General features: G+C 43.1%; 21 protein-coding genes and 2 pseudogenes. 15 read left to right on the top strand and 8 right to left on the bottom strand.

All coding sequences use genetic code 11. The features are described from left to right. Positions 1 to 38: 38 nt before the first annotated feature. Together V7R82_RS08195 and V7R82_RS08190 are read left to right on the top strand one after the other, a co-directional pair. Positions 39 to 554: pseudogene (locus V7R82_RS08195) on the top strand (zeta toxin family protein). A gap of 113 nt (positions 555 to 667) precedes the next feature. After that, the gene (locus V7R82_RS08190; RefSeq protein ID WP_314211472.1) at positions 668 to 1054 is read left to right on the top strand and encodes a hypothetical protein; all 387 of its coding nucleotides are present in this window, start codon (positions 668 to 670) and stop codon (positions 1052 to 1054) included. Positions 1055 to 1322: 268 nt separating this feature from the next. Here the strand turns inward: V7R82_RS08190 and V7R82_RS08185 are convergent, their stop codons facing one another. The 4 genes from V7R82_RS08185 to V7R82_RS08175 all read right to left on the bottom strand — a co-directional run bounded on the left by V7R82_RS08185 (position 1323) and on the right by V7R82_RS08175 (position 3585). Further along, complete coding sequence (locus V7R82_RS08185) at positions 1323 to 1802, bottom strand: hypothetical protein (RefSeq protein ID WP_338542465.1); 480 nt, start codon at positions 1800 to 1802, stop codon at positions 1323 to 1325. Next, the gene (locus V7R82_RS09630) at positions 1795 to 2118 is read right to left on the bottom strand and encodes an ImmA/IrrE family metallo-endopeptidase (protein WP_422388394.1); all 324 of its coding nucleotides are present in this window, start codon (positions 2116 to 2118) and stop codon (positions 1795 to 1797) included. Before V7R82_RS09630 ends, V7R82_RS08185 begins: the two co-directional genes overlap by 8 nt. Positions 2119 to 2210: 92 nt before the next feature. Beyond that, positions 2211 to 2633 carry a helix-turn-helix transcriptional regulator gene (locus V7R82_RS08180; protein ID WP_338542463.1) on the bottom strand — a complete coding sequence of 141 codons (423 nt, stop codon included), beginning with the start codon at positions 2631 to 2633 and terminating at the stop codon, positions 2211 to 2213. Between the two features lie 280 nt (positions 2634 to 2913). Further along, the gene (locus V7R82_RS08175) at positions 2914 to 3585 is read right to left on the bottom strand and encodes a hypothetical protein (RefSeq protein WP_338542461.1); all 672 of its coding nucleotides are present in this window, start codon (positions 3583 to 3585) and stop codon (positions 2914 to 2916) included. Between the two features lie 150 nt (positions 3586 to 3735). Between V7R82_RS08175 and V7R82_RS08170 the strand changes: the two are divergent. After that, a pseudogene (locus V7R82_RS08170) lies at positions 3736 to 4422 on the top strand (DEAD/DEAH box helicase); the annotation flags it as partial. A 110-nt stretch (positions 4423 to 4532) separates the two neighbouring features. Here V7R82_RS08170 and V7R82_RS08165 read toward each other — a convergent pair. Next, on the bottom strand, positions 4533 to 5324 hold the full coding sequence (locus V7R82_RS08165; protein WP_338542458.1) for a DUF4393 domain-containing protein: 792 nt from the start codon (positions 5322 to 5324) through the stop codon (positions 4533 to 4535). Between the two features lie 66 nt (positions 5325 to 5390). On the opposite strand from V7R82_RS08165, the gene V7R82_RS08160 reads away from it, so the two are divergent. Together V7R82_RS08160 and V7R82_RS08155 are read left to right on the top strand one after the other, a co-directional pair. Then, positions 5391 to 5609 carry a PriCT-2 domain-containing protein gene (locus V7R82_RS08160; protein ID WP_338542456.1) on the top strand — a complete coding sequence of 73 codons (219 nt, stop codon included), beginning with the start codon at positions 5391 to 5393 and terminating at the stop codon, positions 5607 to 5609. 13 nt (positions 5610 to 5622) lie between these two features. After that, a complete protein-coding gene (locus V7R82_RS08155) occupies positions 5623 to 5817 on the top strand; it encodes a hypothetical protein (protein WP_338542454.1) in 195 nt (64 codons plus the stop codon). Positions 5818 to 5955: 138 nt separating this feature from the next. Here the strand turns inward: V7R82_RS08155 and V7R82_RS08150 are convergent, their stop codons facing one another. Beyond that, positions 5956 to 7047, bottom strand: coding sequence for a site-specific integrase (locus V7R82_RS08150; protein WP_314330566.1), 1092 nt, complete (start codon positions 7045 to 7047; stop codon positions 5956 to 5958). A gap of 473 nt (positions 7048 to 7520) precedes the next feature. Further along, positions 7521 to 8177, bottom strand: a complete 657-nt coding sequence (locus V7R82_RS08145; protein WP_338543768.1) for an XRE family transcriptional regulator — start codon at positions 8175 to 8177, stop codon at positions 7521 to 7523. A gap of 178 nt (positions 8178 to 8355) precedes the next feature. On the opposite strand from V7R82_RS08145, the gene V7R82_RS08140 reads away from it, so the two are divergent. Both V7R82_RS08140 and V7R82_RS08135 read left to right on the top strand, forming a co-directional pair. Next, positions 8356 to 8577 carry a hypothetical protein gene (locus tag V7R82_RS08140; RefSeq protein WP_338542449.1) on the top strand — a complete coding sequence of 74 codons (222 nt, stop codon included), beginning with the start codon at positions 8356 to 8358 and terminating at the stop codon, positions 8575 to 8577. 29 nt (positions 8578 to 8606) lie between these two features. Then, entirely contained in the window at positions 8607 to 8753 is a 147-nt protein-coding gene (locus V7R82_RS08135; RefSeq protein WP_338542448.1) for a hypothetical protein, read from the top strand. On the opposite strand, the gene V7R82_RS08130 is transcribed toward V7R82_RS08135, so the two are convergent. Further along, entirely contained in the window at positions 8750 to 9196 is a 447-nt protein-coding gene (locus tag V7R82_RS08130) for a hypothetical protein (RefSeq protein WP_338542447.1), read from the bottom strand. The genes V7R82_RS08135 and V7R82_RS08130 overlap by 4 nt on opposite strands. A 282-nt stretch (positions 9197 to 9478) precedes the next feature. Here V7R82_RS08130 and V7R82_RS08125 point away from each other — a divergent pair, with 282 nt between their 5' ends. From V7R82_RS08125 to V7R82_RS08090, 8 genes are read left to right on the top strand one after another with little or no spacing between them, the layout of a single operon-like run. Further along, a complete protein-coding gene (locus V7R82_RS08125; RefSeq protein ID WP_338542445.1) occupies positions 9479 to 9670 on the top strand; it encodes a helix-turn-helix domain-containing protein in 192 nt (63 codons plus the stop codon). Further along, entirely contained in the window at positions 9667 to 9864 is a 198-nt protein-coding gene (locus tag V7R82_RS08120) for a hypothetical protein (protein WP_338542443.1), read from the top strand. The genes V7R82_RS08125 and V7R82_RS08120 overlap by 4 nt, the downstream gene beginning before the upstream one ends. Further along, a complete protein-coding gene (locus V7R82_RS08115; protein WP_314196762.1) occupies positions 9864 to 10109 on the top strand; it encodes a hypothetical protein in 246 nt (81 codons plus the stop codon). The genes V7R82_RS08120 and V7R82_RS08115 overlap by 1 nt, the downstream gene beginning before the upstream one ends. Before the next feature lie 29 nt (positions 10110 to 10138). Next, entirely contained in the window at positions 10139 to 10381 is a 243-nt protein-coding gene (locus tag V7R82_RS08110; RefSeq protein WP_314196758.1) for a hypothetical protein, read from the top strand. Then, a complete protein-coding gene (locus V7R82_RS08105; RefSeq protein ID WP_338542438.1) occupies positions 10381 to 11676 on the top strand; it encodes an AAA family ATPase in 1296 nt (431 codons plus the stop codon). The genes V7R82_RS08110 and V7R82_RS08105 overlap by 1 nt, the downstream gene beginning before the upstream one ends. 14 nt (positions 11677 to 11690) lie before the next feature. After that, a complete protein-coding gene (locus tag V7R82_RS08100; RefSeq protein ID WP_338542436.1) occupies positions 11691 to 12818 on the top strand; it encodes an ATP-binding protein in 1128 nt (375 codons plus the stop codon). 11 nt (positions 12819 to 12829) lie between these two features. Further along, the gene (locus V7R82_RS08095; RefSeq protein WP_338542434.1) at positions 12830 to 13246 is read left to right on the top strand and encodes a hypothetical protein; all 417 of its coding nucleotides are present in this window, start codon (positions 12830 to 12832) and stop codon (positions 13244 to 13246) included. Between the two features lie 17 nt (positions 13247 to 13263). Continuing rightward, positions 13264 to 14010 (top strand): hypothetical protein, encoded by a 747-nt coding sequence (locus V7R82_RS08090; protein ID WP_338542432.1) that lies wholly within the window; start codon positions 13264 to 13266, stop codon positions 14008 to 14010. The last annotated feature ends 8 nt before the right edge of the window (positions 14011 to 14018 follow it).

Raw genomic sequence — 14018 nt, 5'->3', positions numbered from 1 at the left:
GCCTCTTCTGCTATAGAATTTGAGAGGAAGGAAAGAGTATGATTATCTTAATTACGGGGGCGTCTCATACAGGAAAAACACTACTCGCGCAGAGACTATTGGAAAAATATCATTATCCCTACCTATCCATCGACCATCTCAAAATGGGCTTGATTCGGAGTGGGCATAGTCCCCATCATGCCATGACGGATGATCAGACCTTGACCGAATTTCTCTGGCCGATTGTGCGGGAGATGATTAAAACAGCCATTGAGAATGGGCAGAATTTGATAGTAGAAGGCTGCTATATCCCTTTTGATTGGGCCAAGGACTTTGAAGCAGACGAACTTAGCTAGATTAAGTATTATTGCCTAATCATGAGTGAGGATTATATTAGAAAGCACTTTGCCGATATCAAAGCACATGCCAATGCCATTGAACAAAGGGTAGATGACACTTGGTGTACCCTTGACAGCGTCTTGAGGGACAATGCAAGGCAGCTAGCTCAGGCTAAGCAAGCAGGCGCCAACTATCTTCTGATTCAAGACGGCTACCAAGTAGAAATCGACTTATAAAAGTTATGGGGCACTGCTGACGCGGTGCCTTTTACTGTGTCTTGCTTTCGCTAAACTCGCAATGTTTGAAGGTAATCTTTATGATATAATAGGCTTAATTAAGGAGCGATAGCATGGATTATCAACTTAAAATACCCGATTCTATTTTAGCGATGGCGCAGCTAGAGCCTAGTTCTAAAACCCTGACAGTGTCCGAAAAGGCCCTACGTAAGCATATGCATAAGCATCATCATGCCAATTGTCTAGATTATGTGACTCGTATTCCAGAGATGATTGCCCATCCAGATTTTGTCGGGCGCAATAGGCGAGTGGACCAACCAAGTTTTGAGTGCATCAAGTGCTATCGGGACAATATCCTACTAGCAGTCAAACTTGCCAAAAAGGAAGGTCACTACTATGTTGCTTCTCTCTATGAGGTCACAGACGACAAGCTAGAAAGTATGCAACGAAGTGGCCGCATTCGAAGGCTTGACAGCCCTTCTTCGAGAGTGGTAAAATAATAGTGTAGAATAACAACGAGGTCAGAAAGGCACCTGACGCACCTCTTAGAGGTAACTGAGATGTTGGATACGCCGCCCAACCGTTTGTTATGATATACCCGTCGAGACATCGGTTTACCGGTGTCTTTTCTTATATATTGGACCTGTTAGATGGGCATGATGAACGATAAAAATAAGAGCCAAGTCTTTGAACTGCACCCCATAAGTTGGATTTTTATTGTCCAACTTATGGGGTGCAGTTTACTTCAGGACGTTTTTTTATTTTCCACTAATCTCTGTAGATATATTCAATCGTTCCATCCCTACCAACTAGCATGACGGATTTATGCTTCCTCACAATGTCTTGGTGGCTATCGATAATGGTGCGACCGGCATCAGTCAAAGAGTTATCCTCTGATAAGTATCCTCGCTCTATGAGCCGACGTCGACTGACTTCGGCGTTCAGGCCATACTTCCTTTGATAATAAAGAGGGTATGGGAAGATATTCTTACGACTTGTTAGCCACCAAAGCAGTACCACCTCTCCAAACATCAAAGGGGTGTGATCATCCACTTGTGCCTTCATGTATACCTTAGGAACAAGCACAGCAGGGAAGGAACTTGCGTTTTCGATGACGTATCTAGCCCCTTCCTCGTCAGGCAACTCTGGTAGAACTTCATAACCTCTGTTCTCATAAAGCGTAGCAAGCCGATCTAGGTAGGTCCCGTGGTCAGGACCTGGGTCTCCATCAGCAAGTGAATTAAACATTGATATTTACCTCCTTATGTATAAATCGCTCCATCCCAGTTGGAAGTCCATAGTACTTCAGTACACCGCCAACGGTTTCGATTGAGTATTCTTTGTGGCTATCATCAATCAATAAGTGTGTGGCGAATTCATTAGCCTCTCGTTCAATCTTGAGTTTGGATGTCAGACTTAATGTGGACAGCCTTGGCGCCTTCTCATCTGGGTGGAGCAGAGCGCGTCCCAATTCATGCGCGCAAGTAAAGCGGTGTTTATGGGAGCACAGGTTTCGATTAAGAACAATCAATTTAATTCGTCTGACTCTGGTGTAATAGCCCATGACTTCTCCCAAGTCAGTTTCTAATATGTAAATTCCCTTGGACTCATCAATCTTAAATAGAGTTCTCGACTTCAAGGATCTAATAAAGCGTTTTAACGCCAATCATGATCAATCTCGATATTTCTTAGGCGTATACTTACGTTTAGCTTCATTTTAGCAATACGTACAGCCTGTTCTAATGATGCAATTAGTAGCTCTTTGGGTTCCTCACTAAACTCTGCCATTTTCTTTGAGTATTTGAAGCCATCCAGCTCTTCTATCAAGCGTTCAAGGTCTGCCTGGATAGATGGTTCGTCTTTTTCCTTAAGAGCATAGTATGGCGTTTCTGTTCGTCCTAGCAAATAGTCAGTACTGACCTGGAAGTGGTCAGCAACTTTTTGAAGACGTTCGCTGGATGGGGATGAGGCATCCCATTTTCTAATAGAGCTGTTAGCCAGACCAAGCGCTCGTTCCAATTCTGCAAAGGTCATCTTTTTGCTGACAGCAAGGCTTTTTATTCGTTCTACTAAAGACATCCGTATCAACTCCTAAGAGCTTACCAAAAAATAAAGAGAAAAATTTCCGTTCGATGTCAACAAGAACGGAACCTAAACTCAGAATATTTTCTATAGAAAAGGCGGGTGAATCATGAAATAAGTACTAAAAGAACTCCTCGCAGAAATTAAAATCATCAGCGATAAGTTGGAAAGGATTGAGAAACATGTGGAACCAATTAGCTTCAAAGTAGATGTCACTACTGAGTTAGCCGAAATCAATGCTAAGAAATATCTCCATGAAGGCCAACCAAGGATAAGGTTAATCTCTACCAAGAAGTAACTTTATGCCGAATATAACAGGGCCTAAAATGGCTTTTACTGGGTCTGACTCAATTTGACCGCTAGCAAAATACCAAAGTACTCCTAGAACGATATTAATCAACATATCGGCAATGTACGTTCGGATTGCCTCCGGAACCTTTTCAATATATGACTTAATTACAGAAGGAGACACGCCATCGTCAATATCATCAAAAAATTTCTCAATAAGCTTTTCAGATTCTTCCTTATAAGCGTCGTTTTCATTTTCATCTATGTATGTATGGTTTTGATAATTTTCTTCAACTTCAAGCACGACGTTGCTCGCGAGATTATAAAACAGCTCGGGCTCGATTTCACTGTTGAAGACAGACAGAAATTTCTCAGTGTTGGGGAGATTAGCGAGGATGCTGCTGATACCGTTCAATTTTTCATTTATCTCAAGAGACATTTTTCCAACTAAGTATAGTGACGGTTGAGCTGCCTCGTATAAGCGTTCAGATGCAGTTGCAATTACTCGTGAAGCTTCGTAAAATCTATCGAAAATTTCATTTTGTTTTTGGTAGATAGGCTCTGCAATCTTACTAATCCGAACCATAGAATCTGTTATCTCTTTAGTAAGTTGGTTAAGACGATACACAGATTCTGATAGGTTAATGTTTTCATCTGACATTATTATCACCTCCCACCGACTAAGATTCCCGAATGAGGGTACAGTCATCGTTATTCTAACAGTTCGGCTGGTGGGGGGATATATAGAAATCGAAATTCAGCAAGAAACCTAAAACATATAACAAGAATCTTAAACTTTAGAAAAGAGGATGACTGTGTTGTGGTCCTCAGATCGACAAAGGTTAGAGCCCTCTATAGCCAAATGGTAGGGCGTGGCACTCGGTTATTTCCAGGAAAAGAAGAGTTACTGTTACTAGACTTCCTGTGGCACACAGAACGTCACGATTTATGCCGGCCAGCAAGTATTATTGCAACCGACGAAGCCGTTGCTAAAGCGATGACTAAACGTTCAGAAGAAGCAGCTAACGTGGCCCTGGACATCATGGACTTAGAAGAAGTAGCAGTTAAGGATGCAGTCGCAGAACGTGAAGAAGCACTTGCTAAGAAATTATCTGAGATGCGTAAACGTAAGCGGTCCTTGGTCGACCCGCTCCAGTTCGAAATGAGTATCCAAGCAGAAGACTTGGCCAATTATGTTCCCGCCTTTGGCTGGGAAGCTGGTCCACCGTCTGAAAAACAACTGAAGGCACTAGAGAAATCCGGTATCTTCCCAGATGAAGTAGAAAATGCCGGTAAAGCCAAGCTTATCCTTGATCGCCTCGACAAGAGACGAAGCGAAGGCCTAGCTACACCAAAACAAATAAGATGCCTAGAGCGGTACGGATTCCGCAACGTAGGCATCTGGAAATTCGATAATGCTAAGCGACTGATTGACCGGATTGCAGCCAACAACTGGCGTGTTCCTCGTGGTGTCGATGTCGCTAGTTATGAGGGGTGAGAATTATGTTATTAGTATCAGTAATCATCAACCTGGTAATCCTATATTTTTACTCATATTACCTAGCGATAGAACTGGGTAAGATGGAAGATAGGCTAGACGAGAAGCTTTTATTGCTCAAAGACTATATCACAAAAAACTTTCCCAATGGGAGTTAACTCGTAAATACTCCGAACGAATCTTATCTCTTGATCTGCGTTTATTTTCAAAGATGAGACATCAGGATTCTGATCAACTATTTGAGATAAGATTCTTTCACCTGTTTCATACCGACTAACAAAGTACTCGGAACTTAAAGATGAGTCAGTGGTGTGCTTGATTAGATTTTCTGATTCAAGAAGGGATAAATCTAATTCCGCTCCTTGAGTATTCGATTCATCTAGTAATAAAAGCGCGAGACCAGGGGCGTTGGTAACACCCGAAATTTTATTAACTATTGTCAGTTCTACGTATGGAGTTAGTGACAATTTATTTGTGTATAGTACCTTCAGAAGTTTTGCTTCTGAAGAAGTCATATTCGAAATGATTGTACTAAATATCGGCAGCACTTTACTATTTTTCCGATTATCTAAGGTGGAAGTAATCAGCGTGGTGAACATATCACGAATTTCTTCTTCGTTTATCTGGTATCTTAAATCCTCAATCGCCTTAATCGTCAGATTGATTTTAGAATCATCGCGATTTGCCTCTGGTATATCATTAAAGTTTTTATAGAGGTCCTCTTGAAACTTCTCAAGGTTAAAATTTCGTTGAATATTAAATTTTCTAAGTGGATCTAAAAAATAATGGAATATTGCTTCAACGATATCTTTTCCTGCATTCCCAACTGATTCAGCAATAGGTTTGGCTAACGCATCGCCTGTCTCTGAAGAGATTGGAAGTTGTGGGAGATTTGAATCCATACAAGACACATCCTTATACGTGTATTTTTAATCACATTATATCACACAGAGAAAGAAGGTGATACCTTGTCAGAAATTAAATTAACTGAGCTACTCGAATATGTCGACCCTGCACTATGCTCCTATCAAGAATGGGTCAACGTCGGGATGGCACTCAAACATGTAGGCTACACAGCCATGGACTGGGACTCATGGTCCAAAGGAGACCACGCTCGCTATCACGCAGGTGAATGTTTTAAGGAATGGGCCTTCTTCGAAGGCAGCAACACCCCAGTTAACCGGTAGGCCCATTTATCAAATGGCAGTCGATGGTGGCTATGAACCGCCGCGGTCATATGATGATGGCCGAGAAGAACTCAACTGGGACGGTATAATCAAGTATGACAACGACTATAAAATAATCGATAAAGGCTGGGTAGAAGCCAAAGAAATTAAAGAGTCTGATCATTGGAACCCAGTGGAGGTCTTTTTAATTTTTACTTCTGCCCCCTAAAATTCAGAAAGAGGCCAGAACGGAGTCTTTTTTTGCGCAATATGAATAATAGGAATAACGTAAAATAGCCAATGCTATTTATTCGGCATTTATGGTATAACCAATAATTATGCCAAAAAACACCGTCAAAACGGTGTTCTAGTTTTCTTGTGACCCCCGAATGACCCCTTCCAATTTATCAGCTATATCGCCATGACGGCTAGGGTATAGGTGGCTATAAATATTGAGGGTAGTATCCACTCGCTCGTGGCCTAATCTCTCACTAATGGCCAAAGGTGAGACGCCTAATTCAATCAGCATAGAGGCGTGACTATGGCGAAGGTCGTGGACCCTAATCCTTGGTAGCCCAGCCTTGTCTGCTCCCGTTCTAAGCGTCTTACCATAACTATATACCCCTAGGGTAAATAATCGCTCTGTAGGCTTGTAATAGGGCAATTTAGAGGTGTAGTCATTCAGTAGTTCGAATATTGAAGGGGGCAAGGTAATGATGCGATTAGATTTAGGCGTCTTTGGCTCGGTGATCATATCGACGCCGTCAATCTTAACATAGGTCTTAGATATGCTGACAGTCTTTGATTCCTGGTCGAAGTCCGATAAGGTCAAGGCCTGCAGCTCTCCAATCCGCATGCCGGAATAAAATAAAAGAGAGAACGCCAGCTGGTAGTAGATATTGTCCTCTACGGTGGATAGGAAGGTATCGAATTGGTCCTTGGTCCAGAATGCTACCTCACCGTTCCTGGTGCTCTTACCAATAGTCCCTGCCACTCTGACAGGGTTATTTTTTATGCCATGGAATTTGAGTGCATAGTTAAAGATAGCGGATAGGTTGGCATTGACTGTCCTTAAGGTGGTCTGGGCTATCTTTTCGCCTCGGTTAGTTGGTTGATTCATAAGCCAGTTTTGCCAGCGTCTGACTGTCTTAGCATCTATATCAAGCATGGATTGATGTCCGAAAAATGGGACCATCAGCCGATAGATTATCTTACGCTTGTTTAGCATGGTGACTGGCTTCAATCGATGAGAGCAGTCTTCCAGGTAAAGTTCGACGAAAGACTCGAAGGTCATATCAGAAGCGCCAGATACCTTCTTCTTATATTCTTGTTCGAATGCCATGGCCTCTCGTTTGGTCTTAAAGCCCCGCTTTGTCTTATAGCGTCTTACGCCAAGGTCGTCCATATAGCTAACCTTGGCCATCCAGGTCTTCCTGGCTTTATCCTGTCTTACGCTCATTGTAGTACCTCCTTCGTTGTGGTACAATAAGGGCATAGCAAATAGCCCCATTGTGGGTGTTTTGTGGTAGCTCCACCCTGGCTCGCCAAAGTTCAGGGGTGGGGCTTTTATTTTTTTCTAACCGATTGGAATTCCAACTGTTTTAAATCACCAGCTTTTCTTTTCCAAGTAAATTACGGTGCTTATAAAAACGTCGTCACGTAGGGATTAGTTTATTTTCCTCTGTTTATACAAAAATGGACGGATACAAAGTACCCGCCCTAGCCCTATAGGCAATATCTGATAAATAGTCCTAAAGACTCTACATATATATTATCAGATTTGGGTACTTTAGTCAAAATACATAAAGCACAAAAGACCGCAGATACTAACATCTACGGTCTTTCGGTTGGCAGAACCTCTGCCCTTCAAAGATTAACCGTAGTATAGTACTATTTTTTAGGTTTGTCAATCAATCCCCGCTAGTTTCTCCTCTACAAATCCACACTCACCTGAACGGCCTTTCCGATGATCCGTGCGGGGTTGTCGTCGGTAATGATATAAGGCGGATAGTCCGGATTGTCAGCAATCAACATGACGATGTCACCTTGTTTCTTAACCCTCTTTAGTGTTGCCTCAGTGTCACCGTTAACGAGCACCGCCGCTACTTCGCCATACTCAACTGTTGGCTGCTCACGAATGAGTACCAGACTCCCCTCTGGGATAGTAGGAACCATTGAATCACCTTGGGACTTCAAGTAGAAAAGATTCCCAGACGGTAAACGGTCCGATAGTTCCTCACGGTAACCGGTGATGTTATCCTCTGCTAGGATTGGTTGGCCGCATTTGATGGTTCCTAGGATGGGAACCCGGACAATCGATGTTCGGTCTACTTTGATGAGGTTGGTGGGGTGGTCTGATATCCCTATAAGAGTATTAGGTGATACGCCAAATGTGGCGGCAATAAGTCGGACTGTATCCATCCGAGGCTCTGCTTTTCCATTCTCCCACTTAGAAATGTTTGTCTTATTAAACCCGTCCGGGTAATCAGTATCAGAGGACGAGGCGAAGCGGTTCATCCGCTCTGCGAATTCTTCCTGGCTAAGTCCTAGCTCCAGTCTTAACCCTTTGATTATAGTTGCGAAGCTCATTGCTCTCACGCCTTCCTTCATATTATGTAACCTCATTATACCGCTACGTTGCGAAAGGAACAACAGAAAAACTAAAAAAGTTTATCTTTTTTCGCTTTTTTTGTTGACACTGAAAATTCAAAGGTGTATTATATGGTTACGGTTGAAACAAGATAAACCGAGAGAGGAGGATTAAGTAATGGCAACGGTTAGAAAACGACCACCTTACAAAGGCTTCATGGCCTGGATGCTAGTCAATGACGTGAGTCGGAAGGACATTATCGAACTACTATCTCTTAGCGATTCGACACTCAGTCATCGACTCAACGGAACAGGAGCAGACTTTAGTATTGAAGAAGTGCGGAAGCTCATCGCCACATACGGTGACAGCATCAGCGAATTTTTTTTGATTCAAGAGTAGAAAAAAGATAAACACAGGAGGGAGCACCAATGAACGAATTGGAGCTAAAAGAAAACGACAGACTAATTTTGAATGGCCTGCCGTTGGATGGAGTTGAGAAGTACAGTATCGAGAAAAGTGGAGCAGATGACTTCACTCGCCTCAATGTGACGCTTCTCGTTAAAACTAAAGGCTAGTTGAATATCAAGTCAATTGCTGTGAGTATCACTCGCACACCAATTAACATCGCATCGTACTCTACATGACCAGTACAAAGTTGATAGATTTTGGAAACCAATGCATAGCAAAGTATGGTTCCAGCATACTTTAGGACTGGTTCAGGTATTTTATAGACATAAGATTTAACAACATCAAAGGGGGTAACATTTTGAATATCATTAAAAACTTTTTCTATAAGATTCTCTGCTTCTTGGGCTTCACTGTCATTTCCATAATCCTCTATATCTGGCAGTCCTTGACAATACTCTTCGGTCTCAAGAATGACCGCATTTATAAGATCGTCAGAATATTCGGGAAGGGCCTCGCCGTCGAGAAGAGAGAGAAATCGGCTGGTAGCGGGAAGATTAGCGAAGATAGAACCGAATCGATTTAGTTTATATGTACTATTCGCCAATGCCATCGATACTGCAACAAAATCGGGCCCATTTTCTCATTAAGTCGGCTCACAACCTCTGCTAATTTCTGGGAGGTTTGACTATGACGATATAGGGCCTCTGGAGGTGTTGGAATTTCATTTGACACTTAACTCACCTCCCACCGACTAAGATTCCCGAATGAGGGTACAGTCATCGTCATTCTACCACCTAGGTAGGCTGGAGGGGATAGAGGAATCGCAACTTAGCAAGAAACCTAAAACATTTAGCAAGAATCTTAAACTTCAGAAGAAAGAGGAGGAATCACAATGTCAACAGTAGTCAAAAGCCAAAATTACACAGTGCAAGAAGTGGCTGACTTGCTCGGATGCAGCAAAAGCCACGCTTACAAGCTAGTACGCCAAATTAACAAAGACTTGAAAGAGAAGAATTTCTTGGTGCTATCAGGAAAAGTAAACAAGCTAGCGTTCCATGCAGTAGCGGGAGGAGCACCGGAATGAAATTATCAATGAGAAACATACATATATATGCCTGTATCTTCTTGTATATCATGTGCTTCTTCACCGCTATCTGGGCGTGGTGGTGCAACGGCTGTCAGCCAGGTGGAGATCCAGTGGCTAATGGAGTCATCATCATCGCAATGATAATTGGTGGTATTGCAACAGGACTGTATGAAGAAGGGATGAAAAAATAGTGCATTATGATGATTTGCCACGTTTCGCAAAATTGAACGCGATTAAGCAGGTGCCAAACGGCTATAGCGTGTACGACTATCGTTACACAGAGGAAGGTTTAATTATGACCTGCATCCGAGAGAAACGACATGAGACGGCGCTAGAGCAGTTGGAGCATTCTGTTGAAGAATACAAAAAGTCCCGCGAACACACGCATATTAAGGACATCGTGGAGTTCGCGAGACTATTAGAGAAGACCTTATAAAGGTCACCCATAGATAAGGAGATTGTAACATGAAATGTGTAAAAAAAGAAGAAAGAATTTATGTCGGAGAATACACTACAGCCAAGTACCCACGGGTCCGCATTGAACGTGAAGCCTACGAAAAATTGTGCTTCATTGCAAACGAGACCGACCGTACATTGAATGATATCGTGACGACCTGCATCGATTTCGCTATTAGCCAAATGTCTTGCGAAGTTGAAGAAATCAAAGTCGAGCGTCGTGTGTTCCGATTAGCTGGGGAGGAAGTCTAATGACAATTAAAATTGCATCACTCACTACCGAAAATGTAAAGCGCGTTAAATCCGTACACATTGAGCCTAGTCCAAATGGATTAACAATTATCGGTGGTAATAACAACAATGGTAAAACGAGTATTTTAGACTCAATCGCTTGGGCCCTTGGCGGCAACAAATACCGTCCTAGCAAAGCGCAACGTGAGGGGTCAGTAGTTCCACCAACAATTAACCTTAAGCTATCGAACGGACTTATCGTTGAGCGAAAAGGAAAGAACAGCGACCTGAAGGTGACAGACCCAACTGGCAACAAAGCAGGTCAAAACTTATTGGATAGCTTTGTCGAAGAACTGGCTATCAATCTGCCTAAGTTCATTAACTCTAGCGATAAGGAGAAGGCTAACACCTTGCTCGAAATCATTGGAGTTGGCCAACAATTGTACGAGTTAGAATGCCAAGAAAAAGAAAAATACAACATGAGACGGTCAATTGGTCAAATAGCCGACCAAAAAGAAAAGTTTGCGAAAGAGCAGCCGTTCTATCCGGAGGCTCCGAAGACCTTAGTTTCTATTACGGACCTCATCACGCAACAACAAGATATTCTGGCCAAGAACGGCGAGAATCAACGTAAGCGTGATATGACCGACCAGCTTCATCGCCAAGCTACTCAATTGATGGCAGAAATTGAGCGGCAAGAAGCTACCTTAGCTAATCTCAAAGAACAATACCAAAACGTCCTACGAGATTACGACGTGGCGCAGAAGACATCCGAGCAACTCCAAGATGAATCAACCGAGGAACTCGAAGAGTCCATCGCAAATATTGAAGCTATCAACATTAAAGTCCGAGCTAACCTGGACAGAGAGAAAGCCGAACAGGATGCCGCAGAGTATCGCACGCAATACAGTAGCTTGACCACAGAGATTGAATCGCTTCGCAAACAACGTATGGATCTATTGCAAAACGCAGACCTACCGCTAAAAGGCCTCTCGGTTGAAGATGGCGAGTTACTTTACAACGGACAACGTTGGGATAACATGTCAGGTTCTCAGCAACTCATGGTATCAACCGCTATTGTCCGTAAGCTGAAACCAGAATGTGGTTTCGTCCTAATCGACAAGCTCGAACAGATGGATATGCAGACGCTCAATGAGTTTGGCGCATGGCTCGAACAAGAGGGTCTTCAAGCCATCGCAACAAGAGTATCCACTGGCGATGAGTGCTCTATCATCATCGAAGATGGATATGTTAAGAATTCGGAATCAGCACCTGCTGCCCCACCTACACCTAAGTGGGAAGCCGGTAAATTTTAGAAAGGGGAATGACAATGAATATTACAAGAGGAGTTCAAGCTAGAGCCCAGAAGACAGTTATCTACGGTCCCGAAGGGGTCGGTAAATCAAAATTAGCAAGTCAGTTTCCAGAGCCTCTCTTCATCGATACAGAAGGGTCCACAGGCAACATGGATGTGGCACGATTGGATAAGCCAACAAGCTGGACAATGTTAATGAATCAGATTGCTTTTGTCAAAAGTAATCCGACAGTTTGTAGGTCACTAGTTATCGATACAATCGACTGGGCAGAGCGTCTTTGCATCGAGCACATCTGCGCTAGCCATAACAAGAAAGGGATTGAAGACTTCGGTTACGGCAATGGCTACACCTATGTATCAGAAGAGTTTGGTCGCTTGCTGAATCGGCTTCAGGAGTTAGTAGACATCGGTGTGAACGTGGTTTTAACAGCGCATGCCCAAATTAAAAAATTTGAGCAGCCAGATGAAATGGGAGCCTATGATCGCTGGGAATTGAAACTAGGTAAGAAGACCACCTCTCAAACAGCGCCGTTAGTGAAAGAATGGTGCGACTTACTTCTATTCTGTAACTACAAAACGCATGTTGTGGCTTCTGACGACAAAGGCAAGAAGCATAAGGCCCAAGGTGGGACCAGGGTCATGTACACTGAGCACCATCCAGCGTGGGATGCTAAGAACCGCCACGGATTACCATTCGAAGTCCCTTTGGCATATGGTTCAATCGCCCACATCTTCGAACGTCAAGCGCAATCGCCACAGTCAAATCCAACGCCTGTACAACCGGCTCCTAAGCCAGCACAAACTGTACAAGTAGTGCAACAAACACCGCCTGTCGCTCAACCACAACCAGTACCTATGCAAGCTCCTACTGCGGAACCTGTATTAGCTCAAGCAGTGGCCGAGGCTCACGAAGCAGAGCAAACAGCACTCTTTGGCGAAGGCATCCCAGATGCTCTCCGAGATCTAATGAGAGCTAATGCAGTAACCTCTCAAGAGATTGAACGTGCGGTGGCTGAAAAAGGCTTCTACCCATTGGGGACGCCGATTGCTAATTATGACCCTGGCTTTATCGAAGGTGTCTTAGTAGCAGCATGGGACCAAGTATTTGAACACATCAAGAAAGATAGAAAATTACCATTTTAGGAGGAAGTGTAATGAGCCAAATCAACTTAAATCTATCTCAGTTAGCAAACGGAGGTATTCAGGAGAAGATAAACTCCGAATTAGAAAAAGTTTTAGATAACATCATGGACCCAAATACTAGCCCTAAAGAAAAACGAAAGCTTGTCATCACCTTAACCTTTTCGCCTAACGAAGACCGCTCACTCATCACAACGGAAGCTAATATCAAGCCTAGCCTGGCAGCGCAGACCAATGTATCTACGATGATCATGGCTGAGAAAGATTGGAAAACAGGTGAAATATACGCTAATGAACTTCAAAGTGGAGCGAAGGGCCAAACTTTCTTCGATAATGACGGTTACCTTCGGACCGACACCGGCGAGTTAATCGAGGATAAGGCGGAAAATTCAACAATCGTAGACTTTAATAAAAAACGTGCCTCTAACTAAGAAAGGAAGTAAAAATCATGTCAGAAAATATTAAAGAAGCTTTAGAATACGCAGTTGACTTATCAAGAGATGCTGAACCTATTTTAGTAGATGACGCAGGCGATGAGTGGTACGACGGAAATCGCTATAACATGAAACCATTGGAGTCGCCGGTTTACCTACCTAAAACAATGGAGCTTAGCACATTGACTGGTTTGGTAGACTATATCAAATCAGGGCTCAATGAACTCAGCGAGCAAAATCTAATTGTTCAAGTCGCGGGGCCTCGCCTGGTTAATGTTTATGCAGAAGATGAATGCATGTATAAAAAACGAGCTCATCTTGTTGAGGTATCTGCAATTGGCTTGATTCCAAACCTTACACTGGACTATTACATGGATCAAGAGACATTCAACATTGAACTGCAATCTAAGTATGAAGATGCGAACGACCGTAACCTGCTCCTTGAATTCACCTCTAAAGTAAAAGTTGAATCAGGAAGCGAAACGACCGACAATGGCGTGTCTCAAATCACGACAATTAAGAATGGCGCTGCCAGCTTAACAAAAGCCGTAGTTCCTAATCCAGTTAACTTGAAGCCTCGACGGACTTTCTTGGAAGTAGAACAACCAGCTAGCTTATTCGTTTTCCGCATGAATAAGCAAGGCGAGCTAGGTTTATTCGAGGCAGATGGCGGAGCATGGCGCTTAGAAGCAATTCAAAACATTGCTAACTATCTCAAAGAACAATTAAAAGACCACGAAAATGTCACTATCTTAGCTTAATAACAGGA

This window comes from Abiotrophia defectiva ATCC 49176, assembly GCF_037041345.1.
In the GTDB taxonomy this organism is placed as follows: Bacteria; Bacillota; Bacilli; order Lactobacillales; family Aerococcaceae; genus Abiotrophia.
Note: the sequence above shows the minus strand (reverse complement) of the source record. Positions and strands in the feature narration are given on the sequence as shown.

What these genes read in the sequence shown, in the direction of transcription:
- V7R82_RS08190 (WP_314211472.1), top strand. Translation starts at nt 668, where the DNA reads ATGGATTATCAACTTAAAATACCCGATTCTATTTTAGCGATGGCGCAG.
- V7R82_RS08100 (WP_338542436.1), top strand. Translation starts at nt 11,691, where the DNA reads ATGAATATTACAAGAGGAGTTCAAGCTAGAGCCCAGAAGACAGTTATC.
- V7R82_RS08140 (WP_338542449.1), top strand. Translation starts at nt 8,356, where the DNA reads ATGGCAACGGTTAGAAAACGACCACCTTACAAAGGCTTCATGGCCTGG.
- V7R82_RS08105 (WP_338542438.1), top strand. Translation starts at nt 10,381, where the DNA reads ATGACAATTAAAATTGCATCACTCACTACCGAAAATGTAAAGCGCGTT.
- V7R82_RS08150 (WP_314330566.1), bottom strand. Translation starts at nt 7,047, where the DNA reads ATGAGCGTAAGACAGGATAAAGCCAGGAAGACCTGGATGGCCAAGGTT.
- V7R82_RS08130 (WP_338542447.1), bottom strand. Translation starts at nt 9,196, where the DNA reads ATGGCATTGGCGAATAGTACATATAAACTAAATCGATTCGGTTCTATC.
- V7R82_RS08090 (WP_338542432.1), top strand. Translation starts at nt 13,264, where the DNA reads ATGTCAGAAAATATTAAAGAAGCTTTAGAATACGCAGTTGACTTATCA.
- V7R82_RS08155 (WP_338542454.1), top strand. Translation starts at nt 5,623, where the DNA reads ATGGCAGTCGATGGTGGCTATGAACCGCCGCGGTCATATGATGATGGC.
- V7R82_RS08125 (WP_338542445.1), top strand. Translation starts at nt 9,479, where the DNA reads ATGTCAACAGTAGTCAAAAGCCAAAATTACACAGTGCAAGAAGTGGCT.
- V7R82_RS08165 (WP_338542458.1), bottom strand. Translation starts at nt 5,324, where the DNA reads ATGGATTCAAATCTCCCACAACTTCCAATCTCTTCAGAGACAGGCGAT.
- V7R82_RS08135 (WP_338542448.1), top strand. Translation starts at nt 8,607, where the DNA reads ATGAACGAATTGGAGCTAAAAGAAAACGACAGACTAATTTTGAATGGC.
- V7R82_RS09630 (WP_422388394.1), bottom strand. Translation starts at nt 2,118, where the DNA reads ATGGGCTATTACACCAGAGTCAGACGAATTAAATTGATTGTTCTTAAT.
- V7R82_RS08110 (WP_314196758.1), top strand. Translation starts at nt 10,139, where the DNA reads ATGAAATGTGTAAAAAAAGAAGAAAGAATTTATGTCGGAGAATACACT.
- V7R82_RS08095 (WP_338542434.1), top strand. Translation starts at nt 12,830, where the DNA reads ATGAGCCAAATCAACTTAAATCTATCTCAGTTAGCAAACGGAGGTATT.
- V7R82_RS08185 (WP_338542465.1), bottom strand. Translation starts at nt 1,802, where the DNA reads ATGTTTAATTCACTTGCTGATGGAGACCCAGGTCCTGACCACGGGACC.
- V7R82_RS08180 (WP_338542463.1), bottom strand. Translation starts at nt 2,633, where the DNA reads ATGTCTTTAGTAGAACGAATAAAAAGCCTTGCTGTCAGCAAAAAGATG.
- V7R82_RS08145 (WP_338543768.1), bottom strand. Translation starts at nt 8,177, where the DNA reads ATGAGCTTCGCAACTATAATCAAAGGGTTAAGACTGGAGCTAGGACTT.
- V7R82_RS08175 (WP_338542461.1), bottom strand. Translation starts at nt 3,585, where the DNA reads ATGTCAGATGAAAACATTAACCTATCAGAATCTGTGTATCGTCTTAAC.
- V7R82_RS08120 (WP_338542443.1), top strand. Translation starts at nt 9,667, where the DNA reads ATGAAATTATCAATGAGAAACATACATATATATGCCTGTATCTTCTTG.